The sequence below is a fragment of the Bacillus sp. CZDM1 genome (assembly GCF_055502545.1).
Genome location: NZ_JBUESO010000003.1, coordinates 291,445 through 304,804 on the forward strand (window position 1 = coordinate 291,445; position 13,360 = coordinate 304,804).

12 protein-coding genes are annotated in these 13,360 nt (G+C 38.5%); all 12 read left to right on the plus strand.

Annotated elements, in window-relative coordinates; translation table 11 throughout:
- Window positions 1–139: 139 nt before the first annotated feature.
- The 12 genes from ACY3XC_RS09150 (at window position 140) to ACY3XC_RS09205 (ending at window position 13,312) form a co-directional block, all read left to right on the plus strand.
- Window positions 140–394, plus strand: coding sequence for a YlmC/YmxH family sporulation protein (locus tag ACY3XC_RS09150; RefSeq protein ID WP_133369404.1), 255 nt, complete (start codon window positions 140–142; stop codon window positions 392–394).
- Between the two features lie 159 nt (window positions 395–553).
- The gene (dpaA, locus tag ACY3XC_RS09155; RefSeq protein ID WP_464868433.1) at window positions 554–1,456 is read left to right on the plus strand and encodes a dipicolinic acid synthetase subunit A; all 903 of its coding nucleotides are present in this window, start codon (window positions 554–556) and stop codon (window positions 1,454–1,456) included.
- Window positions 1,453–2,052, plus strand: a complete 600-nt coding sequence (gene dpaB, locus ACY3XC_RS09160; protein ID WP_179161198.1) for a dipicolinate synthase subunit B — start codon at window positions 1,453–1,455, stop codon at window positions 2,050–2,052. Before dpaA ends, dpaB begins: the two co-directional genes overlap by 4 nt.
- 186 nt (window positions 2,053–2,238) lie before the next feature.
- Window positions 2,239–3,297 (plus strand): aspartate-semialdehyde dehydrogenase, encoded by a 1,059-nt coding sequence (gene asd, locus ACY3XC_RS09165; protein ID WP_179161197.1) that lies wholly within the window; start codon window positions 2,239–2,241, stop codon window positions 3,295–3,297.
- A 32-nt stretch (window positions 3,298–3,329) separates the two neighbouring features.
- On the plus strand, window positions 3,330–4,574 hold the full coding sequence (gene dapG, locus ACY3XC_RS09170; RefSeq protein ID WP_464868253.1) for an aspartate kinase: 1,245 nt from the start codon (window positions 3,330–3,332) through the stop codon (window positions 4,572–4,574).
- 85 nt (window positions 4,575–4,659) lie between these two features.
- On the plus strand, window positions 4,660–5,526 hold the full coding sequence (gene dapA / locus ACY3XC_RS09175) for a 4-hydroxy-tetrahydrodipicolinate synthase (RefSeq protein ID WP_179161195.1): 867 nt from the start codon (window positions 4,660–4,662) through the stop codon (window positions 5,524–5,526).
- A 221-nt stretch (window positions 5,527–5,747) separates the two neighbouring features.
- On the plus strand, window positions 5,748–7,415 hold the full coding sequence (locus tag ACY3XC_RS09180; protein ID WP_464868254.1) for a ribonuclease J: 1,668 nt from the start codon (window positions 5,748–5,750) through the stop codon (window positions 7,413–7,415).
- Window positions 7,416–7,665: 250 nt separating this feature from the next.
- Window positions 7,666–8,418 (plus strand): ClpP family protease, encoded by a 753-nt coding sequence (locus ACY3XC_RS09185; protein WP_464868434.1) that lies wholly within the window; start codon window positions 7,666–7,668, stop codon window positions 8,416–8,418.
- Window positions 8,415–8,651: a YlzJ-like family protein gene (locus tag ACY3XC_RS09190; RefSeq protein ID WP_464868255.1), complete on the plus strand. Its 237-nt coding sequence runs from the start codon at window positions 8,415–8,417 to the stop codon at window positions 8,649–8,651. Before ACY3XC_RS09185 ends, ACY3XC_RS09190 begins: the two co-directional genes overlap by 4 nt.
- A gap of 152 nt (window positions 8,652–8,803) precedes the next feature.
- Window positions 8,804–11,149, plus strand: coding sequence for a DNA translocase FtsK (locus ACY3XC_RS09195; protein ID WP_464868256.1), 2,346 nt, complete (start codon window positions 8,804–8,806; stop codon window positions 11,147–11,149).
- 246 nt (window positions 11,150–11,395) lie between these two features.
- On the plus strand, window positions 11,396–12,121 hold the full coding sequence (locus ACY3XC_RS09200; protein WP_464868257.1) for a GntR family transcriptional regulator: 726 nt from the start codon (window positions 11,396–11,398) through the stop codon (window positions 12,119–12,121).
- Window positions 12,122–12,205: 84 nt separating this feature from the next.
- Entirely contained in the window at window positions 12,206–13,312 is a 1,107-nt protein-coding gene (locus ACY3XC_RS09205) for a BMP family lipoprotein (protein ID WP_464868258.1), read from the plus strand.
- Window positions 13,313–13,360 lie beyond the last annotated feature (48 nt).

A 13,360-nucleotide genomic window follows, 5' to 3' on the forward strand; every position in this document is an offset into this window, starting at 1 on the left:
AAAAACAGTTCACTCTAGAACTGTTTTTTCTTTTAGTGTCTAGTGCAAGCAGCTTAGGGGTTTCCACTTTTCTTAGTCTAATTTAGGACTTCCATCGATAAACTTATAGTAAAGAGTGAAGAGAGAGGAGTTCATTATAATGAGGTTAAGCGAATTAAGTGGAAAAGAAATAGTGGATGTGAAAAAGGCAGAGCGTTTGGGAGTTCTTGGTCAAACAGACCTGGAAATCAATGAGAGCACCGGGCAAATACAAGCTTTGCTGATTCCGTCCGTAAAGTGGTTTGGATTTAGAAAACAAGGCGGGGAAATAAGGGTACCATGGCAGCATATAAAGAAGATTGGAACTGATATGATTATTATTGATGTACACGAAGAAGAAAAGGTTGAAGAATAACAAAAGGTCAAAAAGCCCAAGCAAATAAAATTTTGCTTGGGCTTTTTTATTTTATGTAAAGGGAAACTCACAGATTCATTCACTCTTACATAAGATGTTGAAGTGATAAGAAGAAAAAGACTTCTGCTTGGATTTTTTGAAAAGAAGGTGAATGATTTCATGCTGACAGGGATGCAGATAGCCGTGATCGGTGGAGATGCAAGACAGCTGGAAATTATCCGGAAGTTAACCGAGTTAGATGCCAGATTATCTTTAATTGGCTTCGAGCAGCTTGACCACGCGTTCACAGGCGCTGTTAAGGAAAAGTTGGATGAAGTCGATTTTTCAAATATGGATGCCTTAATCTTACCGGTACCCGGTACAAATTTAGAGGGGCATGTTGAAACAATCTTTTCGAATGAAAAGGTAATATTGACAGCCGAAATGCTATTGAACACACCAGAACATTGTACCATTTACTCCGGAATTAGTAATACTTTCTTAAACGGTATTACGAAGGAAGCGAATCGTCCACTTGTACAGCTTTTTGAAAGGGACGATGTGGCTATTTACAATTCTATTCCTACTGTAGAAGGAACAATCATGATGGCCATCCAGCATACTGATTTCACAATTCATGGCTCAAATATTACGGTACTAGGCCTAGGAAGAGTTGGGATGAGTGTGGCAAGAACGTTCCATGCGCTTGGAGCAAAAATAAAGGTTGGTGCCAGGAAAACTGAACATCTAGCAAGAATTACGGAAATGGGTTTAACACCATTTCATTTAAACGAAATAGAACAGCAGGTGAAGGATACAGATATCTTAATCAATACAATCCCGTTATTAATTGTAACTGCATCCGTTATTTCCAAAATGCCTGCTCATACTTTGATTATTGATTTAGCTTCAAAACCAGGTGGAACAGATTTTAGATATGCAGAAAAAAGAGGTATAAAAGCACTTCTTGCACCAGGATTACCTGGTATTGTCGCGCCAAAAACAGCTGGTCAAATACTAGCGAATGTTCTGGCCCAATTGCTTCAAGATGATTTAGGCAAGCGAAAGGGGATAATAAAATGAGTTTAAAAGGGAAAAAAATAGGCTTTGGTTTAACAGGATCTCATTGTACGTATGATGCTGTATTTCCAGAAATAGAGAAACTGGTTCAAGCAGGTGCTGAGGTATTACCAGTCGTTAGTTTTACAGTCAAAAATACAGAAACCCGTTTTGGTAAAGGGGAGGACTGGATTCAAAGAATTGAGGACTTAACTGGTAACAGAGCGATAGATTCAATTGTGAAAGCAGAGCCATTAGGTCCAAAAATTCCTTTAGACTGTATGGTTATAGCCCCATTAACTGGTGTTTCAATGAGTAAATTTGCAAATGCAATGAATGATAGTCCAGTGTTAATGGCTGCAAAAGCAACACTGAGAAATTTAAAACCAGTCGTACTCGGAATATCTACAAATGATGCATTAGGATTAAATGGAGTTAATTTAATGAGATTAATGGCAACAAAAAATATATATTTTATCCCATATGGTCAAGATGATCCGGTAAAGAAGCCTAATTCGATGGTAGCAAGAATGCCTATGTTAATGGAGACGGTTGAAGCAGCAATTGAAGGCAGGCAAATTCAACCTGTCTTGGTGGAAAGATATAGGGATACAGACTAATTCTCACTCCTTTCGTCAAATATGGTTATTTCTTTTAAGGAATATGTTAATATATTAATAATTCAATCATCAGTGGGACCAATCATCTCACTGATGAGAATTTATATTAATCTTTTCTGATTTCTAAACCATCGAAACAGAAATGACCAATAATTATAGATGAAAGATTGAGAGGGGTACTAGAATATGAAGCAAACAAAAGGTTATCATGTGGCTGTTGTAGGTGCAACAGGAGCAGTGGGTCAACAAATGATCCAAACATTAGTGAAAGAAAAATTCCCTATTGGACAATTAACGCTTCTATCTTCTGCTCGTTCAGCCGGTAAAAAAGTTACGATTGACGGTGTCGAGCATACGATTCAGGAAGCAAAGCCTGAAAGCTTTGCGGGAGTCGATATTGCTTTATTCTCGGCTGGCGGCAGTATTTCAAAAGAACTTGCTCCAGAAGCTGTAAAACACGGAGCAATCGTAGTTGATAACACAAGTGCATTTAGAATGGATCAAGAAATTCCGCTAGTTGTGCCTGAAGTTAACGAACATGACTTGCACAATCATAATGGTATTATCGCAAATCCGAATTGTTCAACCATCCAAATGGTCGTAGCTTTAGAACCAATTAGACAAAAATTTGGTCTAAAGAAAGTGATTGTTTCCACCTATCAAGCAGTTTCAGGTGCAGGAGCCGTTGCAATTGAGGAGTTACAGAATCAAACAAAAGCTATTATTAATGGTGAGACAATAGAACCTAAGATTTTACCTGTTAAGGGTGACAAGAACCATTATCAGATTGCCTTTAATGCGATCCCACAGATAGATAAGTTTCAAGATAACGGCTATACTTTTGAAGAAATGAAAATGATTAATGAAACAAAAAAGATTATGCATTTGCCAGAGCTGCCTGTTGCCGCAACTTGTGTTAGATTACCTGTCGCCGTGGGTCACTCTGAATCTGTTTATTTTGAAATTGAAGCAGACAACGTCAGTGCAAATGAAATAAAGGAATTATTAAAATCTGCACCAGGTGTTGTTTTACAAGATGACCCAGAGAATCAAGTATATCCAATGCCTGCAAATTGTGTAGGAAGTAATGATGTGTTTGTAGGACGAATTCGTAACGATTTAAATGAGAGTCGCGGCTTCCATATGTGGGTTGTTTCTGATAATTTATTAAAGGGTGCTGCCTGGAATTCAGTTCAAATTGCAGAAAGCTTAATAAAGCTTGGATTAATTAAAGAAAAAAAATAATGGTTTTATGATAAAGGCAGGTTTTTATGTCTATGAAAATGATAGTTCAAAAATTTGGCGGGACATCTGTCAGGGATGAAGCAGGAAGAGATCATGCAAAGAAACATATCGAAAAAGCAATAAAGGATGGATATAAGGTTGTAGTAGTAGTATCTGCGATGGGGAGAATGGGTGATCCATATGCAACAGATACACTGCTCTCATTAGTTGGGGGTAATCAAAGTAAGGTTTCGAAACGTGAACATGACCTGCTTTTATCCTGTGGTGAAATCATTTCTAGTATTGTTTTTGCCAATATGCTGAGAGACAATGGCATAAATGCAATTGCTTTGACAGGGGCGCAGGCAGGGTTTCGAACGAATAACGATCATTCACAAGCAAAGATTGTAGAAATGAAATGCGATCGATTAATAAGAGAGTTAGAACAAAATGATGTGGTTGTAGTGGCTGGATTTCAAGGTGCTGCAAAGAACGGTGACATCACAACAATTGGACGAGGTGGCAGTGATACTTCAGCAGCTGCTTTAGGGGCTGCTCTAAACGCCGAATGGATTGATATTTTCACCGACGTAGAAGGCATCATGACCGCTGACCCAAGAATAGCTGAGAATGCTAGGCGCCTATCTGTGGTTACCTATACTGAACTGTGTAACATGGCCTATCAGGGAGCAAAGGTGATACATCCAAGAGCAGTTGAAATAGCTATGCAGTCAAAGGTTCCCATTCGAATTCGCTCCACGTACTCAGATAATTTAGGCACATTGGTAACGGCTATTTCGAAAGAGTCTCGAGGAAGTGATATTAAAGAAAGAACCGTCACGGGGATTGCGCATGTTTCCAATGTAACCCAGATTAAAGTTTTTGCAAAAAAAGACCAATACTATTTACAAGCAGAAGTATTTAAAGCAATGGCAAATGAAAAAATTAGTGTGGATTTCATCAATATTTCACCAAATGGTGTTGTTTACACGGTTACGGATGAAATGACTGAAAAAGCAATAAAAGTCTTAAAAGAAATAGGTCATGACCCATTGGTAGAGCGCCATTGTGCAAAGGTCTCTGTCGTTGGAGCCGGGATTGCCGGAGTACCGGGTGTTACTTCTAAAATTGTTACTGCTCTTTCTGAGAATGGAATTCGGATTCTTCAATCTGCTGATAGCCATACGACCATTTGGGTCCTAGTAAAACAGGACGACTTGGTAAAATCCGTGAATGCCTTGCATGATGCCTTTCATCTGGAAGAAGAAACACTTGAAACAAAACTTACGGATATCTAATATAGTAAAGGAAACGATAAATGGCAGTTTGAAAGGATAAATGCCATTGTCGAAACTGGATTTCGTAATTGAGAGGAGTAGTATAATGGTTCATTTTGGGCGGGTTTCAACAGCCATGGTTACACCTTTTGATAAAAAAGGGCATATTGATTTTCAGAAGACCACTCAATTAGTAAATTATCTAATAGAAAATGGTACGGATTCCCTTGTGGTGGCAGGTACAACTGGTGAATCGCCTACACTATCAAAGGAAGAAAAGTTAGCTTTATTTGCACATGTAGTAAAGGTAGTTAAAAAAAGAATACCGGTAATTGCAGGAACAGGCAGCAATAATACCTATGCTTCAGTTGAACTGACAAGAAAGGCCGAACAGCTTGGGGTGGATGGTATTATGGTAGTGGCGCCCTATTATAATAAACCGAATCAAGAAGGTTTATATCAACACTTTAAGACTGTTGCTGAAGCTACTTCTCTTCCTGTAATGGTTTATAATATCCCAGGAAGAGCATCAGTAAATATTCATCCTGATACCATTATAAGGCTTTCAAAGGTTTCGAATATTGTTGCTGTTAAAGAAGCAAGTGGGGATCTAAATGCAATGACTCACATTATTGCAAATACTGAAAGTGATTTTGATCTATACAGTGGTGATGATGGTATAGCCATTCCAGTTCTTTCTATTGGAGGGGTAGGGGTTGTCTCTGTAGCCTCTCATGTAATTGGGAACGAAATGCAAGAGATGGTAAAGGCCTTTTTAGAAGGAGAAAATGTGAAAGCAGCAAAGCTGCACCAACAGCTCCTTCCACTCATGCAGGGACTTTTTGCGGCTCCAAGTCCTGCACCTGTTAAAACGGCACTTCAAGTTAAAGGACTAGATGTAGGCTCGGTAAGATTACCGCTTGTTCCATTAACTGAACAAGAAAGGTCAACATTAACTAAATTACTATTATAATTTTTACAAAATGCCAATCGAAAAAACTCGGTTGGCATTTTACATGGAATCAATAAAAATTCACTTATTTTCCTTCAAAGGGTAAAACAACTAAATTTGGTTGTAAAGGTTTTCAAATATCAAGTATAATAATCATAACTGATTTCGATCGGGCAATTTTGAAATGTCGAAGACTTTTTAGTGAAAGAGAGCTAGACAATCATCATAGGAGGAAACGGAAATTGATAAATAGAAAAAATAGTTCCATTAAGATTATTACGCTTGGTGGTATTGGAGAAATCGGGAAAAATATGTATCTTGTCGAAGTGGACAAGGACATCTATATCATTGATGCTGGTTTAATGTTCCCCGAGGATGAAATGCTTGGCATTGATATCGTGATTCCAGACATCAGTTATTTAACAGAAAACAAGGAAAGAGTGAAGGCAGTATTCCTCACACATGGTCATGAAGATCATATAGGTGCCCTTTCCTATCTTCTACGTCAAATGGACGTACCTGTTTATGGAACAAAACTTACCTTAGCTCTTGCAGCTGCTAAATTAAAGGAGCAGGAATATAGCGGGAAGACTAATTTTATTGAAGTAACATCGGATACGATTGTTCAGATGGATTCTGTCGAAGTTAGCTTCTTTCGAACAAATCACAGTATTCCAGACTCAGTTGGTGTATGCGTCCATACTTCAGAAGGCAGCATCGTATATACGGGTGATTTCAAATTTGATCAAGCAGCAACAAAGCTTTATAAACCTGAAATAGGAAAAATGGCCGCTCTAGGAGAAAAAGGCGTACTATGTTTACTTTCAGACAGTACGGAAGCAGAGAAGCCCGGATACACTACCTCTGAAGCAATCGTTGAGCGAGAGTTATCCACTGCATTCTATAATACACGCGGCAGAATGATAGCTGCATGCTTCGCTTCAGACATTAACAGAATTCAGCATATTTTTGACGCGGCGAGGGATCATGGCCGTAAAGTAGCAGTAGTTGGTAAAAGTCTTGAAAGAATTTATCATATTGCACTAGATTTAGGCTATTTAGAGGTGAGCGAAGATCTAATTATCCCTGTTAGTGAAATAAATAACTATGAAGACAGGGAAATCGTTGTATTAATGACGGGAAGTCAAGGGGAGCCAATAGAAGCCCTTCAAAAAATGGCAAAGCAATCTGCAAAATATGTAAATATTCAGCCTGGCGATACGGTTCTAATAGCTGCTTCAACACTTAGGGGAAGTGAATTATTGATATCCAGAACAGTGGATATGCTTTTTAGAGCAGGAGCAAATGTGATCTCAGGAAAAAGAACGATTCATGTTTCTAGCCACGGCAGCCAAGAAGAATTAAAATTTATGATAAACTTAATGAAGCCCAAGTACTTTATTCCAGTGCATGGGGAATATAGAATGCTAAAGGCACATCGGAAACTAGCACTTGATTGTGAAGTACCGGATGAGAACATCATTATCCCAGACCGTGGTGATGTGGTAGAATTTAAGGATGGGAAGTTTTCTATCAGTGGTAAAGTTCCTTCGGGGAATGTATTAATTGATGGTATTGGTGTGGGCGACGTTGGAAATATCGTTTTACGAGATCGAAGACTACTTTCTCAAGATGGTATTTTAATTGTAGTGGTTACATTAACTAGGCAGGATAAGCGGATTGCTGCAGGTCCAGAAATTATTTCACGTGGTTTTGTCTATGTCCGTGAATCCGAAAAGTTAATGGATGAATCCACAAAATTAGTTCGAGATATTGTGCAGAAGAACATTTCTAAAGATTCTTTTGAATGGTCAAGCCTTAAACAAGATATAAGGGATGGGTTAAACAGGTATTTGTTTGAAAAAACAAAAAGAAGACCAATGATACTTCCGATCATTATGGAAGTTTAAGAAGGTAAAAGAGGCATTGGATAAACCAATGCTTCTTTTTGTCTAGCTTCAGCGCCTAGGGGCTCGGGGTCATAAGCCAATCCGTCAAGAAGGTAAAGACCAACCTTCTCGCCGGCTCGTCTTATGCCTGTCGCCCCTGAACAAGGCGCTTCCGCTTTTCAATGTCCATAGGATATTATTCCATCAATCTAAGAATGAAATTGTTTCATAGGTCAATACTAACGTTATCATGCGTGAAGGGAGACTTATGATGAATAAGGACATAGAAAAAAGTGAATCGGGAAATCAAGAAGGGCAAGAACCTCAAAAAGAGGATAAGCCTTCTTCTTTAATGGAAAAAATTCAGCAGCTAGGGCAAACGAATGTACCTCAGCTTTCATCCGACTCAAGAATCCATTGTTTGACAATTATCGGACAAATAGAGGGTCATTTAGCACTGCCTCCACAAAATAAAACGACAAAATATGAACACTTGATTCCTCAATTAGTAGCGATTGAACAAAATCCTAAAATAGAAGGAGTATTGATAATATTAAATACAGTGGGTGGAGACGTTGAGGCTGGACTGGCCATTTCTGAAATGATGGCAACACTCTCAAAACCAACTGTTTCGATTGTCTTAGGTGGAGGACATTCAATAGGAGTACCGATAGCAGTCTCTTGTGATTACTCCTTTATTGCTGAAACAGCAACGATGACCATTCATCCAATTCGTTTAACTGGTCTTGTCATTGGAGTACCAGCAACCTTCGAATATTTAGATAAAATGCAGGATAGGGTTGTCAATTTTGTAACGAAACACTCAAATATTACTGAAGAGAAATTTAAGGATTTAATGTTTGCTAAAGGAAATCTTACTCGTGATATCGGGACAAATGTCGTTGGTCCAGATGCTGTAGAGTATGGCTTGATTGACGAGGTTGGCGGACTAGGGCAGGCGATGAAGAAGTTAAATGAATTAATAGACCAATCTAAAGCGGCAGCTGAGGGGCTGATTCAATGATTCTGTATACAACGATGCCGCAGGAATTTATATTTCCAAATGACCCGGATGCCTTTAGCAGACAACAAACGGTAACCTATCAAGGGGTGTCAATGATAGTAGAACAATCTGATGCCCAAAATGTTCAGGTCATTCGCATATTAAGCAGTGATCCGCAGCATTATTTAGACGAGCGCTTATGTCCAGGTGCTAAAATTTCTTGTGCCAGCATTGAAGGATTGTCATCAAACTAATAGAATATTATGGTATAATAAGGATACCAAGCTTAAGCAGCCATTGAAGGCTGCTTTCTCCTTTTGTGGGTAACTTTCTAATTGCATTGCGATTAATAATGTAAAAGGTTGATAATGATGATAGTACTACACTTATACAGACAGGTGATAAGATGGCGAAGAAAAAGAGAAGATCAAAAAAGCGAGATAATCATTTAAAACAAACCGTACAATACGAACTTTCCGCGCTTGCCTTATTAGCGCTTGCAATTATATCAATAGCTAAATTGGGAGCTGTTGGTGAAGCAGCCGTACTATTCTTCCGATTTTGGATGGGTGAATGGTACATGCTAAGCTTGATTGGTCTGGTTATTTTAAGCGTATATCTTATGTGGAAACGAACAATCCCTTTTATTTTTAATATAAAATTAATTGGAACTTATCTTATTGTTTCATCTATTCTCCTTTTAAGCCATGTAACGCTTTTTCATTTACTAACAAATGATGGAAACTTTAAGAATCCTAGTGTTATTAGTAACACATGGGAAATATTTATGATGGAGGTTAGAGGGGAAACAAGCACAATTGACCTTGGTGGAGGGATGATTGGCGCCGTTCTTTTTGCTATGTTTCATTATCTCTTTGCTGAAACTGGCACAAAGATTATTGCCTTTATCTTTATACTAATAGGGTTTATTTTACTTACTGGTAAATCATTCGGAGAGTTTGTTGCAAAAGTAGGAACGACGATGATTGATTTTTCAAAGGGACAATGGAGTGCCTTTCAATTAGATTTAGAAGAATGGAAACAGAAAAAACAAGAGCGGCGGGAAGAAAGACGGGTACAGCTGGAACGGGAACGTGAAAACAGAGCAATCGCTTCAGTTCAGCCAGAAATCATCCCCCCATTACAAAATGAACAGGATGAAATCGTCATACCTGAACCCCTCATTTCTAGCTTTGCAGATCGTGCTTATCCTGATGAAGAGCCGCAAAGAGCTAAACGAAGGAAAGAGGATTCAAAGAATAAAGGAAATGACCAGAAAATAGAAGACGACAGCACACCGCCGATTACTTTTACGGAAGTGGAGAATGTTGCATATGAATTACCGCCGCTAAGACTTCTAAAGCTTCCGAAGAAAACAGATCAAAGCGGAGAATACGAATTAATTCATGCGAATGCAGCTAAACTGGAAAGAACTTTTCAAAGCTTTGGGGTTAAGGCTCGAGTAACACAGGTACATCTTGGTCCAGCTGTTACAAAGTATGAAGTTCATCCTGATGTCGGGGTTAAAGTTAGTAAAATAGTTAGCTTAAGTGATGATCTAGCATTAGCACTAGCTGCTAAAGATATACGGATTGAAGCACCTATTCCTGGAAAGTCAGCAATTGGAATTGAGGTGCCTAATTCAGAGGTGGCAGTTGTTTCTCTGAGAGAAGTACTAGAAGCAACTCAAAATAATAAACCAGAGGCGAAACTATTAATTGGTCTTGGCAGGGATATTACGGGGGAGGCAGTACTTGCTGAATTAAATAGAATGCCCCATCTGCTCGTGGCCGGTTCAACTGGAAGCGGGAAAAGTGTTTGTATTAACGGTATAATCACAAGTATTTTGATGAGAGCTAAGCCTCATGAAGTCAAATTAATGATGATTGACCCTAAGATGGTGGAGTTAAATGTCTATAATGGAGTACCTCATTTATTGGCACCGGTCGTAACGGATGCTAAAAAAGCATCACAAGCTTTGAAAAAAGTAGTTAGTGAAATGGAGAGACGTTATGAACTGTTCTCTCATACTGGTACACGGAATATTGAAGGATATAATGATCATATCAAAAGGCATAACATGGAGGAAAACGATAAGCAGCCACTTTTACCCTATATTGTTGTAATTGTGGACGAGCTTGCTGATCTAATGATGGTAGCCTCCTCTGATGTTGAGGATTCCATTACTAGACTTGCACAAATGGCGAGGGCTGCGGGAATTCACCTCATTATAGCAACACAGCGTCCATCCGTTGATGTCATTACCGGAGTGATTAAAGCAAATATCCCTTCAAGAATTGCCTTTGCTGTATCGAGTGCTACGGATTCAAGAACGATCCTGGATATGGGCGGCGCAGAAAAACTGCTGGGAAGAGGAGATATGTTATTTTTACCAGTTGGTGCTTCCAAACCAGTGCGTGTACAAGGTGCCTTTCTATCAGATAATGAAGTGGAGGAAACGGTTAATTTTGTTATTGGGCAGCAAAAAGCACAATATCAAGATGAGATGATTCCAGACGATACACCTGAAGCAGTTGGTGAGGTTGATGATGACCTGTATTCAGACGCTGTGGATTTAGTAATAGATATGCAAACGGCATCTGTTTCCATGTTACAGCGTCGTTTTCGAATAGGATATACAAGAGCAGCGCGGTTAATTGATGAAATGGAAGCACGAGGAATTGTCGGATCATATGAAGGCAGTAAACCAAGAGCGGTATTACAGTCCAAACCAAACGAAGAAGTAAATTAAAAAAAAGCCTAACGGCTTTTTTTTTTACTAAAATATTCCTAATTGGTTTAGACAATAATAAATTATAGCAGAAATAAGAGTAAAAAGGCCTATTTTTCAAAATACTATTCGACAATATTGCTTTTTTCGACAATTTATTGAATTACTATTTCCATATGCCTAAAAAAGTGGTATATTATTTTCGATTAGTAGGAATGATTATACATCAGATGTCTGATGTCTTAGGAAGAAGCTGGAGGTACCCCCATGTCTATTAAGCTAGATAACCGACATTTATATCTGCAAGTTATCGATCGGTTAAAACAAGATATCGAACAAGGAGTTTACAAAGAAAAAGAAAAGCTGCCATCTGAATTCGATCTTGCCAAACATCTTGGAGTAAGCAGAGCCACTCTTCGAGAGGCATTACGCATACTTGAAGAAGAAAACGTTATCATTCGGCGCCACGGTGTTGGAACGTTTGTTAATTCTAAGCCGCTGTTTACCTCAGGGATTGAACAACTTAATAGTGTTACGGACATGATATTTCAGGCGGGTATGAAGCCAGGTACAATCTTTTTAAGTTCATCAACTGTTGGAGCTACTGAAGAGGACATTCGTCGATTTTCATGTTCTGCAAATGAGGGAATTGTGATCATGGAGCGGGTTAGAACTGCAAACGGGGAACCAGTTGTTTATTGTATCGACAAGGTACCTGAAAAAATCTTACCAGAAACTTTTTCACATGGAGAGGAATCTATTTTTTCCATTTTGGAAGAGGAGGCAAACCGAAAAATTACATACGCGGTTGCTCAAATCGAACCTATTGGTTATCATGAGAAAATTTCTCCCATTTTAGAATGTGAACCAGAAACGGCTTTGCTAGTTTTAAAGCAAATGCATTTTGATGAAATGGATGAACCTGTACTCTTTTCGGTAAACTATTTTAAAGCGGATAAATTTAGTTTTCAGGTATTGAGAAAAAGATTTTAATTTTTTTCATTACGGAAGCATAAACATGTCTGCAATTTAGTACATTTCTACTAAATCAAACAACATATATAGGGGGTAAATGCCTTGAAAAAAAGTAAATTTGGCTTGTCCATGTCATTAATTTTAGCTGCAGGCACAATATTAGGAGCTTGTGGTGGCGCTAACGACGACAAAGATACTGGCACTAAGGATAATGGTAAGGATGCAGTTAAAATTGGTATGGTTACCGATGCTGGTACAATTGATGACAAATCTTTTAACCAAGGTACTTGGGAAGGTATTCAACAAGCTCAAGAAGAACTAGGCATTCAATCAAAATATCTTAAGCCAGCTGGTACAACAGAGGCAGAATACCTAAAGGAAATGGGCAATTTATACGATGCAGGTTATAAGTTTATCGTCACACCTGGATTTAAGTTTGAAACAGCAGTATTCCAGGCTCAAGATAAATATAAAGATGCAAAATTTGTTATTCTTGATGGTAATCCACATTCAGGTGACTTCAAACCAGTCGTAAAAGAAAACACTGTTGCAGTTTTCTTTGCTGAACATGAATCAGGTTTCTTAGCAGGTGTTGCTGCTGCCCTTGAATTAAAAGAAGGCGAAGCAGGCTTTATCGGCGGTATGGAAATTCCAGCTGTTCAAAAGTTTAACTGGGGCTTCCAACAAGGTGTTAAATATGCTAACGATAACTTAGGAACAAACTTAACCATGAAAGCTGAAAACGTACTTTACCAAGGTTCATTTGATAACGCTGCTGCTGGTGGACAAATTGCTGCACAAATGTATGACCGTGGTGTAGATGTAATCTTTACAGCTGCTGGCGGAGTTGGTGTAGGAGCTATCAATGAAGCAAAAACACGTGGAAAAGCCGGAGACAAAATCTGGATTGTTGGTGTTGACAGTGACCAATATGCAGACGGTATTTATGAAGGTGAAAAATCAATTATCTTGACTTCAGCAATGAAGAAATTAGATAACGTAACATTTGACTTAATTAAGCGTGAGTTAGATGGTGATTTCCCTGGAGGCGAAACATTAACATTTGATGCTAAAAACGATGGTATTGGTCTTCCAGAAGAAAATCCAAACTTAAGCGATGAAACAACTACTAAAGTAAAAGAAGTATTTGAAAAAATTAAGGCTGGAGAAATTAAAGTTGCAGCTGAACAAGGCAGCTTATTCAAGTAAAAAAGATCATAAAAGAGACGGTCTTTTCCGTCTCTTTTATGTCCTAAA